General features: G+C 65.3%; 30 protein-coding genes. 20 read left to right on the top strand and 10 right to left on the bottom strand.

The annotated features are described in order from the left end of the window. Positions 1-42: 42 nt before the first annotated feature. The 14 genes from KVF90_RS03510 to KVF90_RS03445 are packed head-to-tail and all read left to right on the top strand — an operon-like array spanning position 43 to position 8,490. On the top strand, positions 43-495 hold the full coding sequence (locus KVF90_RS03510; protein WP_264393473.1) for an SUF system Fe-S cluster assembly regulator: 453 nt from the start codon (positions 43-45) through the stop codon (positions 493-495). Further along, positions 492-1,973, top strand: coding sequence for a Fe-S cluster assembly protein SufB (gene sufB, locus KVF90_RS03505; protein WP_264393472.1), 1,482 nt, complete (start codon positions 492-494; stop codon positions 1,971-1,973). Before KVF90_RS03510 ends, sufB begins: the two co-directional genes overlap by 4 nt. Beyond that, entirely contained in the window at positions 1,973-2,353 is a 381-nt protein-coding gene (locus KVF90_RS03500; RefSeq protein WP_264393471.1) for a hypothetical protein, read from the top strand. The genes sufB and KVF90_RS03500 overlap by 1 nt, the downstream gene beginning before the upstream one ends. Beyond that, on the top strand, positions 2,350-2,547 hold the full coding sequence (locus KVF90_RS03495) for a hypothetical protein (protein ID WP_264393470.1): 198 nt from the start codon (positions 2,350-2,352) through the stop codon (positions 2,545-2,547). Before KVF90_RS03500 ends, KVF90_RS03495 begins: the two co-directional genes overlap by 4 nt. Beyond that, complete coding sequence (locus tag KVF90_RS03490; RefSeq protein ID WP_264393469.1) at positions 2,544-2,882, top strand: hypothetical protein; 339 nt, start codon at positions 2,544-2,546, stop codon at positions 2,880-2,882. Before KVF90_RS03495 ends, KVF90_RS03490 begins: the two co-directional genes overlap by 4 nt. Then, a complete protein-coding gene (locus tag KVF90_RS03485) occupies positions 2,879-3,451 on the top strand; it encodes an endonuclease domain-containing protein (protein WP_264393468.1) in 573 nt (190 codons plus the stop codon). The genes KVF90_RS03490 and KVF90_RS03485 overlap by 4 nt, the downstream gene beginning before the upstream one ends. Further along, complete coding sequence (locus tag KVF90_RS03480) at positions 3,448-3,972, top strand: hypothetical protein (protein WP_264393467.1); 525 nt, start codon at positions 3,448-3,450, stop codon at positions 3,970-3,972. The genes KVF90_RS03485 and KVF90_RS03480 overlap by 4 nt, the downstream gene beginning before the upstream one ends. A gap of 8 nt (positions 3,973-3,980) precedes the next feature. Continuing rightward, entirely contained in the window at positions 3,981-4,715 is a 735-nt protein-coding gene (gene sufC / locus KVF90_RS03475; RefSeq protein WP_413677039.1) for a Fe-S cluster assembly ATPase SufC, read from the top strand. Further along, complete coding sequence (locus KVF90_RS03470; RefSeq protein ID WP_264393465.1) at positions 4,712-5,467, top strand: SufD family Fe-S cluster assembly protein; 756 nt, start codon at positions 4,712-4,714, stop codon at positions 5,465-5,467. The genes sufC and KVF90_RS03470 overlap by 4 nt, the downstream gene beginning before the upstream one ends. 53 nt (positions 5,468-5,520) lie before the next feature. Further along, positions 5,521-6,696 (top strand): cysteine desulfurase, encoded by a 1,176-nt coding sequence (locus tag KVF90_RS03465; protein WP_413677038.1) that lies wholly within the window; start codon positions 5,521-5,523, stop codon positions 6,694-6,696. Positions 6,697-6,701: 5 nt separating this feature from the next. Further along, the gene (locus KVF90_RS03460) at positions 6,702-7,160 is read left to right on the top strand and encodes an SUF system Fe-S cluster assembly protein (RefSeq protein WP_264393463.1); all 459 of its coding nucleotides are present in this window, start codon (positions 6,702-6,704) and stop codon (positions 7,158-7,160) included. Continuing rightward, complete coding sequence (locus tag KVF90_RS03455) at positions 7,157-7,651, top strand: GNAT family N-acetyltransferase (RefSeq protein WP_264393462.1); 495 nt, start codon at positions 7,157-7,159, stop codon at positions 7,649-7,651. The genes KVF90_RS03460 and KVF90_RS03455 overlap by 4 nt, the downstream gene beginning before the upstream one ends. Continuing rightward, positions 7,648-8,013, top strand: coding sequence for a HesB/IscA family protein (locus tag KVF90_RS03450; RefSeq protein ID WP_264393461.1), 366 nt, complete (start codon positions 7,648-7,650; stop codon positions 8,011-8,013). Before KVF90_RS03455 ends, KVF90_RS03450 begins: the two co-directional genes overlap by 4 nt. 3 nt (positions 8,014-8,016) lie before the next feature. Continuing rightward, the gene (locus KVF90_RS03445) at positions 8,017-8,490 is read left to right on the top strand and encodes a hypothetical protein (protein ID WP_264393460.1); all 474 of its coding nucleotides are present in this window, start codon (positions 8,017-8,019) and stop codon (positions 8,488-8,490) included. Here KVF90_RS03445 and KVF90_RS03440 read toward each other — a convergent pair. Genes KVF90_RS03440 through KVF90_RS03430 form a run of 3 tightly spaced genes read right to left on the bottom strand, consistent with a single transcriptional unit; the run spans position 8,487 to position 10,588 of the window. Continuing rightward, positions 8,487-9,440: a hypothetical protein gene (locus KVF90_RS03440; protein WP_264393459.1), complete on the bottom strand. Its 954-nt coding sequence runs from the start codon at positions 9,438-9,440 to the stop codon at positions 8,487-8,489. The two genes, KVF90_RS03445 and KVF90_RS03440, sit on opposite strands and share 4 nt — an antisense overlap. A gap of 60 nt (positions 9,441-9,500) precedes the next feature. Next, on the bottom strand, positions 9,501-9,902 hold the full coding sequence (locus tag KVF90_RS03435; RefSeq protein WP_264393458.1) for a hypothetical protein: 402 nt from the start codon (positions 9,900-9,902) through the stop codon (positions 9,501-9,503). Beyond that, positions 9,899-10,588, bottom strand: coding sequence for an EI24 domain-containing protein (locus KVF90_RS03430; protein WP_264393457.1), 690 nt, complete (start codon positions 10,586-10,588; stop codon positions 9,899-9,901). Before KVF90_RS03430 ends, KVF90_RS03435 begins: the two co-directional genes overlap by 4 nt. Positions 10,589-10,600: 12 nt before the next feature. Between KVF90_RS03430 and KVF90_RS03425 the strand changes: the two genes are divergently transcribed. Continuing rightward, the gene (locus KVF90_RS03425) at positions 10,601-11,716 is read left to right on the top strand and encodes an adenosine kinase (RefSeq protein WP_264393456.1); all 1,116 of its coding nucleotides are present in this window, start codon (positions 10,601-10,603) and stop codon (positions 11,714-11,716) included. A gap of 155 nt (positions 11,717-11,871) precedes the next feature. Here the strand turns inward: KVF90_RS03425 and KVF90_RS03420 are convergent, their stop codons facing one another. Genes KVF90_RS03420 through purD form a run of 3 tightly spaced genes read right to left on the bottom strand, consistent with a single transcriptional unit; the run spans position 11,872 to position 14,110 of the window. Then, the gene (locus KVF90_RS03420; RefSeq protein ID WP_264393455.1) at positions 11,872-12,264 is read right to left on the bottom strand and encodes a cytochrome c; all 393 of its coding nucleotides are present in this window, start codon (positions 12,262-12,264) and stop codon (positions 11,872-11,874) included. 44 nt (positions 12,265-12,308) lie between these two features. Beyond that, a complete protein-coding gene (locus KVF90_RS03415; protein ID WP_264393454.1) occupies positions 12,309-12,845 on the bottom strand; it encodes an NADAR family protein in 537 nt (178 codons plus the stop codon). Further along, positions 12,842-14,110 (bottom strand): phosphoribosylamine--glycine ligase, encoded by a 1,269-nt coding sequence (purD, locus tag KVF90_RS03410; protein ID WP_264393453.1) that lies wholly within the window; start codon positions 14,108-14,110, stop codon positions 12,842-12,844. The genes KVF90_RS03415 and purD overlap by 4 nt, the downstream gene beginning before the upstream one ends. Here purD and xseA point away from each other — a divergent pair. The 3 genes from xseA to KVF90_RS03395 are packed head-to-tail and all read left to right on the top strand — an operon-like array spanning position 14,109 to position 16,888. Beyond that, entirely contained in the window at positions 14,109-15,572 is a 1,464-nt protein-coding gene (xseA, locus tag KVF90_RS03405) for an exodeoxyribonuclease VII large subunit (protein ID WP_264393451.1), read from the top strand. The genes purD and xseA overlap by 2 nt on opposite strands. 24 nt (positions 15,573-15,596) lie before the next feature. After that, positions 15,597-15,800: a DUF2093 domain-containing protein gene (locus KVF90_RS03400; RefSeq protein ID WP_264393449.1), complete on the top strand. Its 204-nt coding sequence runs from the start codon at positions 15,597-15,599 to the stop codon at positions 15,798-15,800. A gap of 56 nt (positions 15,801-15,856) precedes the next feature. Further along, positions 15,857-16,888 carry an esterase-like activity of phytase family protein gene (locus KVF90_RS03395; RefSeq protein WP_264393447.1) on the top strand — a complete coding sequence of 344 codons (1,032 nt, stop codon included), beginning with the start codon at positions 15,857-15,859 and terminating at the stop codon, positions 16,886-16,888. Between the two features lie 33 nt (positions 16,889-16,921). Here the strand turns inward: KVF90_RS03395 and rpmB are convergent, their stop codons facing one another. Further along, complete coding sequence (gene rpmB / locus KVF90_RS03390; protein ID WP_264393446.1) at positions 16,922-17,209, bottom strand: 50S ribosomal protein L28; 288 nt, start codon at positions 17,207-17,209, stop codon at positions 16,922-16,924. 130 nt (positions 17,210-17,339) lie between these two features. Between rpmB and KVF90_RS03385 the strand changes: the two genes are divergently transcribed. Next, entirely contained in the window at positions 17,340-17,795 is a 456-nt protein-coding gene (locus KVF90_RS03385) for a nucleoside deaminase (protein WP_264393444.1), read from the top strand. 230 nt (positions 17,796-18,025) lie between these two features. Next, positions 18,026-18,307: a hypothetical protein gene (locus tag KVF90_RS03380; RefSeq protein ID WP_264393443.1), complete on the top strand. Its 282-nt coding sequence runs from the start codon at positions 18,026-18,028 to the stop codon at positions 18,305-18,307. A gap of 319 nt (positions 18,308-18,626) precedes the next feature. Here KVF90_RS03380 and KVF90_RS03375 read toward each other — a convergent pair whose 3' ends face one another. Genes KVF90_RS03375 through KVF90_RS03365 form a run of 3 tightly spaced genes read right to left on the bottom strand, consistent with a single transcriptional unit; the run spans position 18,627 to position 20,208 of the window. After that, positions 18,627-19,043: a membrane protease subunit gene (locus tag KVF90_RS03375; RefSeq protein ID WP_264393442.1), complete on the bottom strand. Its 417-nt coding sequence runs from the start codon at positions 19,041-19,043 to the stop codon at positions 18,627-18,629. A 30-nt stretch (positions 19,044-19,073) separates the two neighbouring features. Next, positions 19,074-19,775: a ribonuclease T2 family protein gene (locus tag KVF90_RS03370; RefSeq protein WP_319641051.1), complete on the bottom strand. Its 702-nt coding sequence runs from the start codon at positions 19,773-19,775 to the stop codon at positions 19,074-19,076. Beyond that, positions 19,768-20,208 carry a hypothetical protein gene (locus KVF90_RS03365; RefSeq protein WP_264393439.1) on the bottom strand — a complete coding sequence of 147 codons (441 nt, stop codon included), beginning with the start codon at positions 20,206-20,208 and terminating at the stop codon, positions 19,768-19,770. Before KVF90_RS03365 ends, KVF90_RS03370 begins: the two co-directional genes overlap by 8 nt. Positions 20,209-20,218: the final 10 nt, after the last annotated feature.

The raw sequence follows: 20,218 nt of genomic DNA, 5'->3' as shown, positions 1-20,218 counted from the left end.
CGAATTCGGAACGATTCCGTCCGATTTGAGAACCGCTCGCAAATGCGCCTGTCCAACCTTGCCGATTACGCCGTCATCACGATGTGCCAGGCCGCGCTCCATTGCGGCAACGGCCGGGTCAGCGCGGCCGAACTGGCAGCGGAAACGGGACTTCCGGTGCCGACGGTGCAGAAGCTGGTGTCCAAGCTGACGGCTGCGGGCCTGCTCCGCTCCGTCCGGGGTGCGCATGGCGGATTGCAGCTTGGCCGCCCGGCAGCGGCGATCACGGTCGCGGACATCGTCGAGGCGATCGAAGGCCGCATCGCACTCACCGCCTGCGTCGACCATACGCCGTGCGATTTCGAAACCGGCTGCAACATGAAGCCGCACTGGCCGATCATCAACAACGCCCTGCGCGGCGCGCTGGCTGGCATCACCCTTGCCCAGCTGCGCGGACCGGTCGCCCCACTACCCTTAAGTGGCGCGACCCCCATTATCGAGGAACATCTGGCATGAGCGATCAACTCGAAGTGCAAGACCGCGAAGCCCGCGAAGCCGCGGCCAAGGTCGCCGATTACGAGCATGGCTGGTCATCGGACATCGAGACCGAATTTGCCGAGAAGGGTCTCACCGAAGACACGGTCCGCTTCATCAGCGCGAAGAAGAACGAGCCCGAATGGATGCTCGACTGGCGGCTGAAGGCCTTCCGCCTGTGGCAGACCATGGAGGAGCCCGATTGGGCCAAGGTCGGCTACCCCAAGATCGATTATCAGGACGCCTATTACTACGCCGCGCCCAAGAAGAAGATCGAGCTAGACAGCCTCGAAGACCTCGATCCCGAGATCAAGCGGATCTACGACAAACTTGGCATCCCCTTGGGCGAGCAGGAAGTGCTCGCCGGGGTGAAGGGCGCGAAGAAGGTCGCGGTGGATGCGGTGTTCGATTCTGTCAGCGTCGCCACCAGCTTCCGTGCCGAACTGCTGCGCGCGGGCGTGATCTTCCTCTCGATCTCCGAGGCAATCCGCGAATATCCCGATCTGGTGAAGAAGTGGCTCGGCAAGGTCGTGCCGGTGCGCGACAACTACTTCGCGGCGCTGAACTGCGCGGTCTTTTCCGACGGCACCTTCGTCTACATTCCCGAAGGCGTGCGCTGCCCGATGGAGCTTTCGACCTATTTCCGCATCAATGCCGAAAACACCGGCCAGTTCGAACGCACGCTGATCATCGCGGAAAAAGGCAGCTACGTCAGCTACCTCGAAGGCTGCACCGCCCCGATGCGCGATGAAAACCAGCTCCACGCTGCGGTGGTCGAACTGGTCGCGATGGACGATGCCGAGATCAAATATTCGACCGTGCAGAACTGGTACCCCGGCAATGCCGAGGGCAAGGGCGGCATTTACAACTTCGTCACCAAGCGCGCGCTGTGCCAGGGGGACCGCTCCAAGGTCAGCTGGACGCAGGTCGAAACCGGCTCTGCGGTGACGTGGAAATATCCCTCCTGCGTGCTCAACGGCGAGGATAGCGTGGGCGAGTTCTACTCGGTCGCGGTCACCAACAATTACCAGCAGGCCGACACCGGCACCAAGATGATCCACAACGGCAAGAACAGCCGCTCGACGATCATCTCCAAGGGGATTTCGGCGGGCAGGTCGAACAACACCTATCGCGGCCTCGTCCGCGTCGGGCCGACGGCGAGCGGGGTGAGGAACTTCACCCAGTGCGACAGCCTGCTGCTCGGTGATCAATGCGGCGCGCACACCGTGCCCTATATCGAGGTGAAGAACCCCAGCGCGCAGATCGAGCATGAGGCGACTACCAGCAAGATCAGCGACGAACAGCTGTTCTACGCGATGCAGCGCGGGCTTGGCGAAGAGGAAGCCGTGGCGCTGATCGTCAACGGCTTTGCCAAGGACGTGCTGAAAGAGCTGCCGATGGAGTTTGCCGTCGAAGCGCAGAAGCTGCTGGCGATTTCGCTTGAGGGGAGCGTGGGGTGATGAGCATCGACGAAAGTCCGTTTTGTCGGGTTTATCTGGATCATCGCGGTCCCGCAGAAACAATTGAACAGGCCGTGGGAAAGCTCATGGGCTTGGACGATCCGCTTGGGCACTTTGTAGATGATGAGCTCGATGTGTGCGTCGTTAATGATGGCGACTGGACACCGATTGAAGCGAGAGATTATTCCAACTGGATTAATTGGAAGTTCCATCTCGAAGTTTTCCCTGCACGCGATGGGGTGAATGAAGCTGAATTTGCCATTCCGGTGAAAGTGCTCCTCCAAAAGCTGCAAAGCGTTGGCATCCAAGCCGTTCCCTCCTGCGATTTTGAAGAATTGCTATCGCCTTTCAACAAGTTATCGGACGAGGCTGCGGTATGACTGAACGCAAAACCCTCGCCCTCAATCCCGAGGCCGCCGCCACCGAAGCCCCCGCGCTCAAGAAGAAGGGCCGCGGGTGGGAGATTTCGGACAAGCGGCTCGATGCGCTGCACGAACAGGCGCGCGAATTGCGCCGCGCTGCCAGCTCGGCGCAGAGGCTGTTTGCAATTTCGCGCCAGGGGTGTGTCGCGTGACCGGCAAGAACGAACAGAAACTGGCGGAGGTCGAAGCCTTGCAGGCCCGCCTCGGTGCGCTGCGCGACCGGGTCGCTGCCGGCTGCGATGCCACCGGAGTTCCTCCGACCGACATATCGATTGCGACTTTCCTTGAGGCGCGACCGGTCGTCGAAGATGCGATCAACGAAATCGCGCGGCTTCGCGAACTCCTGACGGCGGATGGCAATCTTTTCATGTCCGGCTTCACGCTGTGGATGGCGCGCAGGAATACCGCCCGGCTGGAAGGCCTGATCGACAAAGCTGAAAAGCAGCGCCGCGCGGCCATCGCAGCGCGAGAGAACGAGACCCAATGACCCCTCGCAAAACCCTCGCCCTCAACCCCGAGGCTGCCACCGCCGAAGCCCCCGCGCTCAAGAAGAAGGGCCGCGGGTGGGAGATTTCGGATTCGCGGCTCGATGCGCTGCACGAACAGGCGCGCGAGATGCGGCGCCATTCGTCCGAGGCGCACAAGGCGCTGGCCGAGAAGTTCAGCAAGGCTGATCTCGGCCGCTACACCTTCAAGCGCTTCGCCGTGGTCGGCAGCGCGATTGTAGATTTCAACTGCCACAATCTCGGCCTCGCGCTCGCGATTGACGAGGAGGGGCAGAACGATGCGCTGGTCAAACGGCGCGACAAGAGCCTTGAGAGCGTCGGCATCAAGGTGATGCGGATCGCGGCCGCCGATATTCTCGGCGATATCGACGCGGTGCTCAAGCAGCTCACGCAGGTAATGCGCGACCGGATCGAGGAACGCAGAGCCGCCGCCCGCGCCCACAAGGCGGCCAATCCCAAGCAGAGCTACGACCGACCAAAACCGCGCCCCAGTTCTCGGGGCGATGATCGCAACGACCGCAACGACAAGCCCCGGAGCCGCAAACCGTGATCGCAATCACCCTTCTTGCCCCCTTGCTCGCACTGCAGGCCGCCGGCGAAACCGCCGTCGCCATCAAGAACGACAATCCGGAAACCTGGACGGTCGAATATCCGCGCCTGATCCAGCCGCATGTGGCCGATTACCGTCGTTGCCTCGCCGTCACCAACCGGCTGATTGCGGGCAAGGCCGATCTCGAAGCGCAGCACGCCGCCGACTTGACCCGCTGCGCCGCAGTGCGCGCCGAGGCCATCGCGCAGTCCAATGAAGTGCTGGCCGGCGCCAAGACCACGCTCAGCCCCGAGCAGGTGAACCAGCTGTTCGAGAATATCGGCAATATCCACGTCGCGCGCGGTCGCGATCTCGATCAGCAATTCACCTCGCGCATGGCCGGAGCCGCTGCGGCGACAGATACTTACGAAGCGAACAGGCCCAAGGGCCTGGTGATCGAAATGCGCGATGCAAGCGTGGTCAAGGCCCGCACCGATGCGAGCGCCGCTGCCGCCGCTGCGCAGGAAAAGGACAGCCAGTAATGCTCGTTATCGACAACCTCCACGCGACTGTCGCCGACAAGGCGATCCTCAAGGGCCTCAGCCTGACCATTCAGGCGGGCGAGATCCACGCGATCATGGGGCCCAACGGTGCGGGCAAATCGACGCTTTCCAACGTGCTTGGCGGCAAGCCCGGCTACGAAGTGACCGCGGGCAGCGTGACCTTCAAGGGCGAGGATCTGCTTGCGCTCGACCCGCATGAACGCGCGGCGGCTGGGCTGTTCCTCGGCTTCCAGTATCCGGTCGAAATTCCCGGCGTCTCGAACGTGCAATTCCTGCGTGAAGCGCTGAATTCGCAGCGCAAGGCGCGCGGGGAAGAGCCGCTGTCGGGCGGCGAGTTCCTGAAACTCGCCAAGGACAAGGCCGGGCTGCTCAAGATGGACATGGAAATGCTCAAGCGGCAGGTCAATGTCGGCTTTTCCGGCGGCGAGAAGAAGCGCGCCGAGATGGTGCAGATGGGCATTCTCGACCCTTCCTTCGCAGTGCTGGACGAGACGGATTCCGGCCTCGATATCGATGCGCTGCGGATCGTGGGCGCGGGCATCAATTCGATCATGCGTAAGGCAGACAAGGCCGTGCTGCTGATCACCCATTATCAGCGCCTGCTCGACGTCGTGGCCCCCGACAAGGTGAGCATTCTCGCCGGTGGCCGCATCGTCGAGACCGGCGGGCCAGAACTCGCCCTGCGGCTGGAGGCCGAGGGCTATGATTCGGTGATGGCGTGACAACAGCCACCCTCCCCACCCGCCGCGATGAAGCGTGGCGCTATGCCGATATGGACGGTGTGGCGCGGCTTGGCGTGGCGGCGCTCGATCAGTGGAAAGAGATCGCGCTTGCCCCCGGCGAGGTGCGGCGGCACGCGATGGTGGTCGGCTCGGCCGCGCCTGAACTGCACCGCATCCGTCTACACATTGGCGAAGGCGCCCGCGCCGAGCTGTTCGTGACCAATGCGGGCGATGATTACACCCGCGTCGAAGTGGAAGTGCGGCTCGCCAAGGGTGCGCATTTCGAATTCGGCGGTGTCACCATTGGCGGGGCGGGCGTCACCCGCGAATTCATCACGCAGGTCGTCCATGCGGAACCCGAGGCGACCAGCAACCAGACGATCCGCGCGGTTCACTGGGCGGGAGCGACAGGCAATTTCCTCGGCGAGATCAAGGTCGCGCGCCATGCGCAGAAGACTGACGCCGCGCAGGACTTCAAGGGCCTGCTGCTCGAAGCCGGGGCCAGCGCCAATGCTGTCCCGCAGCTCGAAATCTTCGCCGATGACGTCAAATGCGCTCATGGCGCGACGGTCGGCGCGCTGGATGAAGCTGCGCGCTTCTACATGATGGCGCGCGGGGTCGATCCGGCCGCCGCGCAGCGCCTGCTGGTGCAGGCTTTCATCGGCGACGCCTTTGTGGCGTTGGAGGATGAGGCCGAGCGCGAGACGCTGCTCGATGCCGCACTCGCCGCGCTGGAGGGAGCGAAGCTGTGAACGCCCCCGCCACCTTCGCCACGCTCACCGACCTGCGGGCCGATTTCCCCGGCATGGTAACCCATGACGGCAAGGCCTGGCACTACCTCGACACCGCCGCCACCGCGCAGAAGCCGCGTGCGGTGATTGACGCCATGGCCCTTGCGATGGGCGAGGATTACGCGACTGTCCACCGCGGCGTCTATGCCCGCTCGGCCGAGATGACGCTCGCCTACGAGGCGGCACGGCGCACCGTCGCGCATTTCATCGGCGGGCACGAGGACGAGCTTATCTTCACCCGCGGCGCGACCGAGGCGATCAACCTTGTGGCGCAGACCTGGGGCCGCACAAACCTCAAGGCTGGCGACCGCATCCTGCTCTCGCAGCTCGAGCATCACTCCAACATCGTGCCGTGGCAGATGGTGGCGCAGGAGACCGGCGCGGTGATCGACGTCTGCCCGCTGACGTCAGACCACCAGATCGATCTCGACGCCGCCGAGGCGATGCTGACCGAGCGGCACAAGCTGGTCGCCTTGGGCCATGTCTCCAACGTGGTCGGAAGCCTGCTCGATGCCCCGCGCGCCGCCGCGATGGCGCACAAGGTCGGCGCGAAACTTCTGCTCGACGGGTGCCAGAGCGCGCCGCACATGGGCGTGGACGTCACGGCCTTGGCTTGCGATTTCTACGTCTTCTCCGCGCACAAGCTCTACGGCCCGACCGGGATCGGTGCGCTGTGGGCGCGCAAGGAACTCCTCGCCGATATGCCTCCTTATCAGGGCGGCGGGGCGATGATCGACCGCGTGACCTTCGAACGCACCACCTATGCCTCCGGCCCGCAGCGGTTCGAGGCCGGGACGCCCGCGATCACCGAAGCCATCGCCTTTGGCGCGGCCGTCGACTACGTGGCTGCCATCGGCCCTGATCGCATTCACGCGCACGAACAGGCGCTGGTCGCCCGTCTGCGCCGAGAGCTTGGCGCGATGAACGACGTCACCTTGTTCGGCCCTGCCGATAGCGCGGGCATCGTCAGCTTCGCGATGGACGACATTCACCCGCACGATCTCGGCACGATCCTAGATGAAGCGAACGTCGCGATCCGCGCCGGGCACCACTGCGCCCAGCCCCTGATGGATTACCTCGGCGTCCCCGCCACCGCGCGCGCCAGCTTCGGGCTCTATTCGACAGAGGCCGATGTTGACGCGCTGCTCGCCGGGATCGCCCGCACCCGCAAGATTTTTGGAAGAGGATGAGAGCGATGGACAGCTCAACCGACCACCCGGATGCAACCACGAGCAAGCCGCCGCGTGCGCGTGTCGAGGACGCTGTCGATAACGACACGCCCCGCACCCGCGACTATCTCGACGGCTTCCTCGCCGCCAAGCCCGGCGCCGATAGCGTCGGCGGAGAAGGCAGCGACCTGCAGGCCGACGTCATTGCAGCGTTGCGCGAGATTTTCGATCCCGAGATCCCGGTCAACATCTACGACCTCGGCCTGATCTACGGTGTGGAGGTGGACGACAACCGCGACGCCACCGTCACCATGACGCTGACCACGCCGCACTGCCCGGTCGCCGAGTCCATGCCGGGCGAGGTCGAGCTGCGCGTTGCCAGCGTGCCGGGGATTCGCGATGCCGAGGTGAACCTCATCTGGGATCCGCCCTGGGGCCCGCACAAGATGAGCGACGAGGCGCGGCTCGAACTGGGGATGCTGTGAACGACACGGCCACCCTCGCCATCGGCCTCGCCGACTGCGCCGACGCTCGCGATGCGGCGGACGTGGTAGCGCTGCTCGATGGCTATGCACGCGATCCGATGGGGGGCGGCACGCCGCTTTCGGATGCTGTGAAAGCGCGGCTGACCGGCGATCTGGCGGCGAATCCGCACGCCTTTTCGCTGCTGGCGCGGCTCGATGACGAAGCCGTCGGCCTTGCAAATTGCTTCGTCGGCTATTCCACCTTCGCTGCAGCGCCGCTCGTCAATATCCACGATCTCGCTGTTCTCCAAAGCCATCGCGGTGCGGGAATCGGCAGGGCGCTTCTTGCAGCAGTCGAGGCCGAGGCCTTGAAGCGCGGCGCCTGCAAGGTCACATTGGAAGTGCTGAGCGGCAATCCGGCGCGGCATCTCTACGAAGCCTGCGGCTATGGCGATTACCAACTCGATCCCGCCACCGGCCACGCGCTGTTCTGGCAGAAGAGGCTGACATGACCGACACGACCACAACCACTCGCCCCGCACCCAAGGCCGCGGTGATCCTTACGCCCGGCGCCGAGGCGCGGATTGCCGAGCTGATGGGCAAGGCTCCTGCTGACGCAATCGGCGTCAAGCTCTCGACCCCGCGCCGCGGCTGTTCGGGCCTCGCCTATTCGGTCGATTACGTCACCGCCGAGGCGAAGTTCGACGAGAAGATCGTGACGCCGGGCGGCGTGTTCTACATCGATGGGGCAAGCGTGCTCTATCTGATCGGCAGCGTCATGGACTGGCGCGAGGACGATTTCACCGCCGGCTTCGTGTTCGAGAACCCCAACGCCAAGGGCGCCTGTGGCTGCGGCGAGAGTTTCATGGTGTGAGACATGGCGACGGTTGTGACGCTCTCGACCACGCTAGCTTGCACCCCTGACGAAGCCTGGGAGCAGGTTCAGACTTCGGCGCTGCTGATGCATGTCGCGGCACCGCTCATCCGCTTTACCCCGCAAGGCGGCAGGCCGTTCCCCGAGATCTGGATGCCGGGCGAATACCGGGCGTGGATGTGGCTATTCGGGATTGTGCCGATCGGATGGCAGGCCGTTGTCATCAGTCACCCTGCCCAAGATGGTGAGACACGCTTCATCCGCGACAATGGTTACGGCCCACTGATCCGGCGCTGGGATCATTGTATTGCAATTGTTCCGGGCGAAGGCGGTACAACGCATTACACCGACAAGGTGGCAATCGAGGCCGGGCTGCTCACCCCGCTGATTGTCGCCTTTGCGCGAGCGTTCTACGGTCACCGGCAGCGCCGCTGGCGGGCGCTGGCGCGGTCCGGATTTTCAGCCCTTAAGCGCTAAGGCGCTGAAGCCTCCGCCGCAATCCGTGCGATCAAACGGCTTTCCAGCTCGTCGACCTCGCCGTCGGCATTGATCATATTCTCGAGCCATTCGCTCTCGTAAGTGGTGACCTTTTCGCCTTCGGCAGCAATCGCTTCGTAATCCGGGCCCGGCGGGGCCTTCTTGCCGAACGCCTTGCCGAAGTGGTTCAAAACATGCGGCATCTCGCGGGCGACGCGTCCCATGAAGCGGCCGACATTGGCCTGATTGTCGGCAATGAAGGCCTCCAGCTCAAGCTTGCGCTCGTGGCTGACCTGCGCGTTGGGCAGGGCGAAGCCCTTGAGGAAGTTTGCCACCCCGTCGATGAACAGATCGTCCCATTCGGCGGCATTTTCCTCAGCGAGGGTCGCGTCCTTGAGGCGGAACAACATCTCGGCATCGTGGCGCGTGACGGCGGCGGGACCGTGGCCACCGCTGGCGAAGATCACGCGGCGGATGATGCGGCATTCAGCGGCACTGATATGTGTCGCACTGAGCTGGCCGCCGCAACGCGTCGGGCCATTGCCGGTCAGCACCTCGCGTTCGACCACGCCCAGCACGTAATCCTTGAGCCGCTCAGGCGTATTCTCGGCACGGTCGAGGATGCGTACCATCGCCTCAAGCTCGACCATGCTCTCAACCACGCCGTCATGGTCGATCTGGCCGATCAGCCATTCGGCTTCCTCGAGCGAGCATTGCAGGCGCGGCGGGGTGCCGTTGAGAACGAACTCGCCGATCGCCTCGACGAAGAAGTCGCACCATTCGGGGCTACGCTCCCTGAGTGCATTATTGATCGCGAACAGCGCTTCGGCCTCGGCGCGGGTGATGATCCCGTCGCCCCATCCTTCGCGGCGGAGCGCCAGCAGTTCGTCAGCGGTAATGTGCCCATCTGCCGCAGCGCGCTGCGCGATGTCGAAGAATTGCGTGGTCATGCGAGATCATTCCCCTGAGGTCTGGCGGGGGGATATGGCACGAACAGGCTTAAGGCCAGGTTACCGCCGCTCGACCTCGCGCAGGCAGGTGCCCGGATCGGTCGCCGCGCCGCCCTGTCGCAAGCGGGCCACGACGTGCGTGGCGGTCGGCTCGGCCGCTGCGGCGGAGACGGGGTAAAGGTAGATATCGAGCACGCAGCTTTCCCCAGCGAATTGCAGCTTGCGCGCGTCACCCTCGGCCAGGTCGATGCGCGGGGTGCCGAACCGCCGGGTGATCGCAGCGGCGGGCGAGCCGATCACGCCGTCGAGCCCGGCCGGGGACATGACCTGTGGCCGCACGACGCTGCTGCTGCGCGGTGCGGCAGCGCTGGTAACCGGACGCACGGGCGCGGGGGCGGCCCCGCCAGCACAGCCGGCGAGCGCAACTGCCATTCCGGCGACCAGAGCAAGGCTGCGGATCATGCCTCAGCCTCTCCCGCCGCGATCCGCCGCAGCACCAGATGCGCCCCGGCCGCCGCGCCGATCACCGGGGCGAGCAAGTTGACGAAGGGCACCAGCATCATCCCCGCCACCGCTGCGCCGAGCAGCGCCCGCTCGGCCCGGGGCACGGGATTGCCGCGCTCGTCCCCCGCACAATGGCGCAGCCATGCCATGTCGGTGAACTCACGCCCCAGCAGCACCGCGTTCACGCCGAGGAACACCACCGCCGGGCCGATCCCGGTGAAAACCAGAACTCCCGCCAACGGCAGCGCCAGCAAGTTGTAGCCGAGCACCCGCATCAGGCCCCTCGTCGCCACCGCTACTTCGCGGTGCAGCGGCAGCGGCTGTGCGCAGTCCGCCAGCGCGGGATAGTGCCGCGCCTCGACCGCAGCGACGATCTCGTCGGCGAAGAACTGTAGCACCGCCAGCGCCACCACGCGGAACAGGAACCACATCGCCAGCGGCACCAGCAGCACCGCCGCGACCCCCGCCCAGGCGGCGTCGACGGCAAACCGCGCGCTGACCTCGACCAGCGCGAAATAGAGCCCCACGCCCAGCCCTGCGAACACCACCAGCGTCAACGCGATGCTTTTGACCAGCACTGCGGCAACCGCACGGTCGCCCAACTGGCCCAAGGCTTTCATGATGGCGGCGGGAACGGCGGACATGGCACGTCCGCGATGCGGTGGCAGGCGCGCGAAGTCAACGCGGCGATGCTGCGCCGCACACAGATGGCTTGGCGCGAGCGACGAAGGCGGCTAGGCGGCGCGCAGACGCTGACCAAGGAACCCTCCGTGCCCGAAAACACCCCGCCCCGTTACGACGTGATCGCCATCGGCAACGCCGTGGTCGATGTGATTGCCTCCTGCGAGGAAGAGCTTATCGAGGAGCTTGAGCTCAATCGCGGCGGGATGACCCTGATCGACGAGGCACGGGCCGACGAGCTTTATGAAGCGATGCCTCCGGCGCGCGAAATCTCCGGCGGTTCGGCGGCCAACACTCTTGCGGGCCTTGCCACGCTCGGCCTGCAATGCGCTTTCATCGGGCAGGTCGCCGACGACCAGCTCGGCAAGGTGTTCCGCCACGACATGCGCGCCACCGGCATCGATTTCGACACCCCGGCGCGTGACGGCGAACCTGCCACCGGCCGCGTGCTGATCTTCGTCACCCCCGATGGCGAGCGGACGATGAACACCTTCCTCGGCGCAGGGCAGTTCCTGCCCGCCGCCGCGCTGGACGAAGAGCTGATCGCCAGCGGCGCGATCCTCTATCTCGAAGGCTATCTGTGGGACCCGGAAGAGCCTCGCCGCGCCATGCGCCGCGCCATCGAAGTGGCGCGTGATGCAGGCCGCAAGATCGCCTTCACCGCCTCCGAAAGCTTCGTGATCGCACGTCACGGCGATGATTTCCGGGCCATGATCGAGGAAGGCATCATCGACATCCTGTTCGTCAACGAAAGCGAACTCGCCACGCTGACGGGTGAAGACGATTTCGAAGCAGGCCTTGCCGCGGTTGCGGGCAAGGTGCCGGTGCTGGTCGCCACGCGTTCGGAAAAGGGCGCGGTCGCGATTGCCCATGGCGAGCGTGCCGAAGTGGCCGCAGAGCCGGTCGCCAAGGTGATCGACTCCACCGGCGCAGGTGACCAGTTCGCCGCCGGCTTCCTGTCGGGCTACGTCAAGGACGAGCCGCTGGCGCAGTGCCTCCGCCGCGGGGCGATCGCCGCCTCCGAAGTCATCGCGCATTACGGCCCGCGTCCCGAAGCCGATATGCAGGCGCTGATGGCTGAGAAGCTGTAAGCTTGCCCCCGTTGGGGCGATGTTTCACGTGAAACATTGCACCGGGGTAAGGATCTGGGGAGGTCTGGAGGGGGTCAAGGCCGGCCTGGCAGCGGTCTAGCGTCAGCTAGCACCCCCACCGCACTTGCCGTGACACCGTTCCGCGCAGCAGCGCGTCACTCGTCAGGCACGTATCCGGCTTGGCGCAGCGTCACCATATAGGCCGCGATCTGGTCGATCTGCGGACGGGTGAGCGTGAAGTCCATGTCCTCGGGATAATTGTGCGCCTCCGCCAGCCAGTCAGCGAGCGACTTTTCCGACAGGCCCCGCCGGTTGGCGATCGACGCGAAGCTGGGCGATGCCGGGTTGGGCGAGAGGAACGGCGGCTCGACCGCATGGCACCCCCCGCAAGCCGCCTCGACGAATGCCGGCGCGCGGGTATCGGGCGAGGGCGAGGTGGATTTGCCCACCATCAGCGGCGGGTTCTCGCTCCCCGGCGTCTGACAGGCGGTCAGCGCCAACAGAGGCGCGGCGATCAGGGCGAGGGCGCGAAAAGGGTGCTGTGTCATACTGCCTCTATGCGCCCTTTCCGCCGCCCTGTCCTTGATCGTGGTCAAATTTCTGATCGCGACAGCCTCTCGCGAATCAACGTCAGTATTCGCCCGAGGTAATTCGTGCCCCGCCACGACGCCGGATCGTGATTGCGCGGATCGTCGATCTGTAACCCGTTGCCCCAGTTCCAGTCGCGCGGGTTGGCTTCGACCAGCATTCCGGGCGTGGTATTGCGAAGCTGCCGGAGTGCTCCGGGATTCTGGACGAACTTTGCGTGGTTGGCCGTGTAGACGATTTGCATGCGCCATCGATGCCAGATCGCTTCGTCGAACCCTTGCACCATTGCTCCAAGCCGCTTGTGCATCGCCGGATCATCGCTCTCCATGATTTTGGATGCGGTCTCTGGGTCAGCAAACAACATGGCCTTTGCCGCCATCATATATTGTTCGACGCAAGTGAAATTAGAGCCATCAAGCGCAAACGGCGTCGGGTGCCATTGGCTGAAGACGCCCTTGATGAACGGGTGGAAGGTGTCGAAATCCTTCGCGACCGGGAGGTCGGCCTCGGTGATCGTTGGGTGATCGCCCAGCCTGATCATCCGCGTTCCCGCGCCACTTCGCGCCAGCCTATATCGCGGCGGAAGAAGCCGCTCGGGAAGCTCACCGCGTCGACCGCTTGGTAGGCGCGAGCCTGGGCTTCGGTGACATTTACGCCCGTCGCGGTGACGGCCAGAACCCGCCCCCCGCTGGCGACCAGCGCGCCATCCTTCAGCGCGGTTCCGGCATGGAACACCTTGGCGCCGTTCGCCTCTGCGTTGCCCAGCGCAATCGCGCCGCCTTTCTCGGGCGTGCCGGGGTAGCCCTTGGCCGCCATCACCACGGTGAGCGCGGTTTCGTCGCTGAACACTGGCTTGATGCGCTTTATGCCATGCGCGCAGGCATCCAAGATCGGCACAAGATCGCAGGCAAGCCGCATCATCAGCACCTGACATTCGGGATCGCCGAAACGGGCGTTGTATTCGATCAGCTTGGGGCCCTGCGCCGTCAGCATCAGCCCGGCGAACAGCACACCCTGATAGGGATTGCCCTCCTCGCGCATGGTGCGCACGGTGGGCTCGATAATCTCGGCCATGACGCGCGCCTGCAATTCAGGCGTCAGCACCGGAGCGGGGGAATAAGCGCCCATGCCGCCGGTGTTCGGCCCCACATCGCCATCGCCCACCCGCTTGTGATCCTGCGCCGAGCCGAAGGGGAGGATTGCGGTGCCATCGGTGAGCGCGAAGAAGCTCGCTTCCTCGCCGACCATGAATTCCTCGATCACCACTTCCGCGCCGGCCGTCCCGAACCCGCCGCCGAACATATCGGCAAGTGCATCTTCGGCTTCGGGCAGGGTTTCGGCGATTACCACGCCCTTGCCCGCCGCCAGCCCATCGGCCTTGAGCACATAGGGCGGCTGGAAGCGGGCGAGCGCGGCGCGGGCATCCTCAAGGCTGCTGGTGCGGACATAGCCTGCGGTGGGAATGCCAGCGCGGGCGCACAGGTCTTTGGTAAAGCCTTTAGAGCCTTCGAGCTGGGCTGCGGCCTGCGACGGGCCGAACACCGGCACACCTGCAGCGCGAAGCGAGTCAGAAAGACCGTCGACCAGCGGCGCTTCCGGCCCTATCACGACAAGGTCAATGGCGCGCTCGGCACAAAAGGCGATCACCGCGCCGTGGTCGGTCGCATCGAGCGGCACGATCTCGGCCTCCTCGGCAATGCCGGGATTTCCGGGGGCGGCGTAGAGTTTGGTAAGGCTCGGGGATTGCGCCAGCTTCCATGCCAGCGCATGTTCGCGGCCCCCAGACCCCAGAAGCAGGATATTCATGGCCACTCCGCCCGATGACATTGACGATGCCGGGCTGGTAGCGCGGGAGCGGCAGGGCGACAATGCGCAGCCCCTCTCGATCAGCGAGATATCCGCCCTGCTGAAGCGCACGGTGGAGGATCGCTTCGGCTTCGTGCGGCTGCGCGGAGAGCTTTCGGGGGTAAAGCGGGCGGCCTCGGGCCACTTCTACTGCGCCTTGAAAGACGAAGGCGCGGTGATCGACGGGGTGATGTGGAAGGGCAATGCCCAACGCCTGAACTTCCGCGCCGAGGACGGGCTGGAGGTGATCGCGACCGGCAAGCTCACCACCTATCCGGGGCGCTCCAAATACCAGATCGTGATCGATTCGCTGGAGCTGGCGGGCGAAGGCGCGCTGCTGGCGCTGCTGGAGAAGACCCGCGCGCGGCTCGCGGCGGAGGGATTGTTCGACACCGCCCGCAAGCGCCGCCTGCCGTTTCTGCCGCAGGTAATCGGCGTCGTTACCTCGCCCACCGGCGCGGTGATCCGCGACATCCTGCACCGCCTCGCGGATCGTTTCCCGACCCATGTCGTCGTCTGGCCGGTGCTGGTACAGGGGCAGGGTGCGGCGGAGCAGGTCGCCGCTGCGGTGCGCGGGTTCAGCGCGATTGAAGCCGGCGGGCCAGTGCCGCGCCCCGATGTGGTGATCGTCGCCCGCGGGGGCGGATCGATCGAGGATCTGTGGAGCTTCAACGAAGAGGCGGTGGTGCGCGCCATCGCCGAATGCTCGATCCCGGTGATCAGCGCCGTGGGGCACGAAACTGACACGACGCTAGCCGACTATGCCGCCGACCGCCGCGCGCCCACCCCCACCGCCGCTGCCGAAATGGCCGTGCCGGTGCGCGCCGACCTCGCTTTGACCCTCGCCGATCTCGGCACTCGCCAGCGCCGCACGGTGTATCGCCCGGTCGAACTGGGGCGCGAACGGCTGGCGGCGCGCGCCCGGATGCTGCCCCGCCCGGAAAATCTGCTGCAACCGCAAGCCCAGCGGCTCGACGACCTGTCCGAGCGGCTGCGGCGTGCCCTGGGTGACCGTTCCGCCAAGGGGCGCGAACGGCTCGCTGGCGTGGCCGCGCGGCTTTCGCCCAGCCTGCTGTCGCGATCGGCAGCGGAGGCGGCACGGCGGCTCGACCGCGCGCGCCTCAGCCCCGCACTGGTCGAACGCCCGCTGCGATCCGGCACGGACCGTCTCGCCGCGCTGACCCGCGTGATGAGCCAGCTCCACCCCGAAAAGCCCTTGGAGCGCGGCTATGCGATCATTCGCGATGCGGCGGGCAAGGCGCTGACCACCCGCGCCGAAGCGGCGGGTGAGAGCGCGCTCACGCTGCAATTCCGCGATGGCTCGCTGGACGCGGTTCCGGCCGGCACGCCTCCCGCGCCTGCTCCGCGCAAGCCCGCGCCCCGGACGTCGCGGCCCTCCACCCAAGATGATTTGTTCGGTTAGCCGCTCGGTGCTAAGGGACTTGCCATGCTGATGACCCCTTCCGACAAGGCCGCCAAGCTCTACTACGGCCCCTCCAGCTTCCGCGTGCTGCGCCCGGGAAGCCACGTGCTGTGCGCCGTCACTGGTGAAGCCATTCCCCTGCCCGAACTGCGCTATTGGAGCGCGGAGCGGCAGGAGGCCTATGCCACGCCCGAGATCGCGACGCGCCGCCTGCTCGGCCTCGTCTGACTTACGCATTCATGGCGATTGACCGCCCCCGCGCGAGGCCCAATGGGCGTGCGCGGATGCTGCGCTTCCTGCTTCTTGCTGTGGTGGTGATCGGGCTTGCCCCCGGCACCTTCGTGCGGGCTCCGGTCCGGACGCGCGGCGAGGCAGCAGTTGTCACCGTGACGCCGCTCGCGGCGCGCACGGGCGTGGCTGGCGAGCTTGAACTCACCGGCGCCTGGGAGCTTACCGCGGAGCATGGCTGGTTCGGCGGCTTTTCCGCGCTGGCGGCGAATGGCGAGGGCGGCCTCCTCGCAGGGAGCGACCGCGGCTTCCTGCTCGATCTCGACATTTCGGGCGAAGCGCCGCGCGCCCTTCCCGGTAGTTTCCGCTTTGTCGGCATCAGCGACCAGGGGCGCGAGGAGGTCATCGATCTCGAATCCCTCGCCCGCGATCCGGCAACGGGGACACTGTGGGCGGGGTTCGAGTATGACAATCTGATCATCCGCTTCGCCCGCGATGGCACACGCCGAATCACCGCGCCGCCGGACATGGCGCAGTGGAGCATGAACAGCGGGCCGGAGACGATGGAGCGGCTCGCCGACGGGCGCTTCCTCGTGATTGAGGAAGGGACAGGCAGCGTTGACGCGAACGCGCACCAGGCGCTGCTGTACGCTGACGATCCGGTTGCAGGGGCCAAGCCGCTCGCCTTCCACTTCGTCAGCCCGGATAGTTATGATCCGGTCGATGCGGCGCAATTGCCCGACGGGCGCGTGCTGATCCTGCTGCGCCGGGTCGAATATGCGCTGCCCGCGCGGTTCGACACCGCAATTGCCATTGCCGATCCACGCACCATCCGCGCAGGGCGCGACTGGCGCGCGCAGGTGATCCAGCGGCTCGAAGCGGGGGTCTTTGCCGACAATTTCGAAGGCATGGCCTATGTGCCGTCAGCGGCAGACCCGGCGCGCGGTGCGGTGTGGGTGATCGCCGACGACAACTTCTCGCTGTTCCAGCGCAGCATTCTGGTGCGGTTTATGTGGGACGGTCAGACAGCCAGCCCCGCCCCGGACACCCCGCAAACGAAAAAGCGCCCGGAAACTCCGGACGCTTGATCGATTCGCTTCGGCCCCGGGGGGCGGCGAAAATCAGGCTGCGGCTTGCGCCTTCACCAGCTCGCGCTTCACCTTCAGCGCGCTGGCCGAAAGCTTTTCGTCGCTGGTCTTGAGCAGCCAGTTATCGAGCCCGCCATTGTGCTCCACCGAGCGCAGGCCGTGGGTCGAAACGCGGAACTTGAAGCTACGCTCCAGCTTCTCGCTCATCAGCGTCACGTTCTGCAGGTTGGGCAGAAACACGCGCTTGGTCTTGTTGTTGGCGTGGCTGACATTGTGGCCGGTCATGCGGCCCTTGCCGGTCAGTTCGCAGATGCGCGACATGGTGTGTCTCTTCTCGTGAAAAATCGGGTCCGAGCACAGGCCCGGACAGGGAAAGCGGCGCGCATAACGGGGCAGGGCCGAATCGTCAAGCAAGTTGCGCGCCCGGCCCACCCCGGCTAGCCGCAGGCGGATGACCCACTGGCCGCTCCCTCTGCCGATGCAACGCGCCCTCGCGGCAGCACAGGCGGCGGCGGATATGGGCGAAGTGCCGATCGGCGCGGTGATCGTCAAGGATGGGGCGGTAATTGCCGAGGCGCACAACTCGCCGCGCGCAGATCATGATCCCACCGCACACGCCGAAATCCTCGCGATTCGCCGCGCCGCGCAAGCGCTGGGTGACGAACGTCTGACCGGCTGCGAGCTGTGGGTCACGCTGGAACCTTGCGCGATGTGCGCCGGCGCCATCGCCCATGCCCGCATCGCGCGCCTATACTACGCCGCAAGCGATCCCAAAGGCGGCGCGGTCGAGCACGGCGCGCGGGTGTTCGAGCGGCCGCAGGCCCTCCACCGCCCCGAGGTCTATTCCGGCATCGGCGAGGCGGAGGCGGCCGAACTGCTCAAAGGCTTCTTCCGCGAGCGGCGGTGAGGGGCGGGTTTTGCAGGCTTGTGGCGAATAGCTACCGTCAGACTATCGACCCCGAAACTACCAGCAGGCCCTCGCCGCAGATGCTGTCGCCCTTGCCTTGCGAGATCCGATGCGCCGTCCAATGGCTGCCCGATGGCTTCATTTATCTGGTTCGATTCCTAACAAGTGATGTTGCGTTACGGCCAACGCCTGCGCGTGGATGATTGCGTCTTACCAACTAGGAAAACGCTATGACCGAAGAACGCATCACTGAAACGCGCACACCTGATGGCAACACCCATTCAACGACCACAATCGTCACCGAGCAGCAGAACTCTGGGGGCGGCACCAAGTGGATCGGTTTGCTTGTATTGGTTCTGCTCGCCGCGGCGGCGCTGTTTGTGTTCTCGCAGATGAGCGATTCCGAAGCGGCGAAAGATGCTGCCGTTGGCGAAGCCGCTCAAAAGGTGGGCAATGCTGCGGAGCGGGTCGGCGATGCGGCCGAGGACGCAGTGGACAAGGTCACCAATTGAGCGCCGCCCCTTGGCGTATGGCCGTAGCCATTTACGCCTGAGCGCGATTGCTGTTTCGCTGCTTGGCTCGGTCATTCTGCTGGCGGTCCTCAATCTGGTCCGCCGACGGTAGGACTGAGCAGCAAAGAATTGAGACCAAAGCGCCGGCGTCCGAATGGCCGCCGGCGCTTTGCCAGGTGATATTTGCAGGCCCCCGACTGGCAAGTTGACAGTCGCTCCATTTGCCGACCGGTGGGAACCGCGCCCACCCAAACCGTCCATCTCCTCCGGTGCGGCAAACGCCCGAGACCTGCCCTACCGCATGCAGGAATGCCCGCCGCTACTGCCCGTCGTCGCCGCGTTTACCCGCTTCGAGGATCGGCAGCCCCGCTTCGGTCGGCACATAGATGATCTTGCCCTGCGATTGGGACAGGTTCTCGATATAGAGATACCGCAAATAGCCTTCCGGCCCGCCCAGCCCGTTGGCGACGATGCGATTGGCTTCAGCCACACCCTTGGCGCGCTCGACCTCGGCCTGGGCGAGCAGTTTGGCGCTTTCGAGCTTGGCTTCGGCCTCCAGCGTCGCGATCTGGCGGTTCTGGCGCGCCTGGGCGAGCTCGGCCTCGCCCGCGGTCTCGGCATTCCAGACGCGCATCGAGTTATAGGCGGCACATGATCCAAGCCCGCCGCCAACCACCACGATCAGCAGAAACAGGATCCCGAGCGTGAGGGACCAGATATTCCTTGAGGCATTCATGAAGCTGCGACTCCTGTCCGTGTGAAGCGATTACATGCCCCGCCAGATCTTCGCCGGGGCGGTGTCCTTTGCGCCCCATCGCGACGCCGTGCAGCGCACGGGGCGGAAGCGTTTGGAATAGCATAGCCGAATTTCCTCAAGCCACCCGCGCGCGTTGAGCTTTACCCCGATGGCGCTTTCCGGCCAGGCGGGGTTGGCATCGGCAAAGGCGGCGCGGATGCGGCCTGCGGTGAGGCCCTCTTCGCGGCTGACGCGGTCATAATCGGGAAAGCGCAGGCCCGATCGCAGGATGCCGATCACCTTGAGGTAATTCGCAGGGCGTTTGACCATGCAGCTGCCGTGCTTGGCCCATTGGCGCGCGACCAGCCGCTCGGAGGGCATCAGGCACATCGCGCCGCGCACGTCGGCGGGTGTGAGCGCATTCTTCGCCTCGCACCATTGCGGCCAGCTCCTGGCACCTTCGGGCCATAACCCGTGGACGACCAAGCCGAAGCTGCCGCTCTTGCCCGAACACTGGAAGGCGTGGGATCGATCCTCGGCGCGGGACTTGCAGAACTCGGGGCTCCAGCTGAGTGCGAGGGTGTAGCCGGTCACCGCCATCGTGCGGCGCGGGCCGTCTGGGCTGATCTTCGGCACGCTCGCCACCTGCGGCGCACGGCATTGATAGGCCTGCGCGTGGGCGACGCCCGGAAGCGCGAGCGCCAGCGCAGCAAGTCGCCAGACTTTACTCAAAGACGTCGGCATCCATGCCGCGCGGGCCGTGCTTGAACCACGCAGCGGCATCGGGGCGGAATAGGAACCACAGCACCGCGATCTGCAGGGCGGCTGAGACAACCGCGACGATCAGCGACGGCACGGGCAGGGGAACAAGGAAGAGTGTGAAGGGCAGGCTGACCAATCCGTAACCTGTTAAAACGGTCAGAATCCAGCGCGCGACATTGCTCGCCCGGCGCGAGACGAAGAACCACAGCAGCAACGAGATCGCGATGCTGAAGGCGTACATACCGATCAGCACCCCGGCGCCATCCCATCCGAAATCATTCAAGCCCGGATTCACTTCGAGCTGGGCCATTGCGCTCTCCCAGTTGACCGCGAAACCGATCACCCCGGTCACGATGATGGCGAGGTAAAGCTGGTCGAACTTGACGATCGATGGCGGCCGCATTGCTGTGTCC

This window comes from Porphyrobacter sp. ULC335 (genome assembly GCF_025917005.1).
GTDB lineage: Bacteria > Pseudomonadota > Alphaproteobacteria > Sphingomonadales > Sphingomonadaceae > Erythrobacter.
This window is presented reverse-complemented; position numbering and strand designations above follow the sequence as displayed.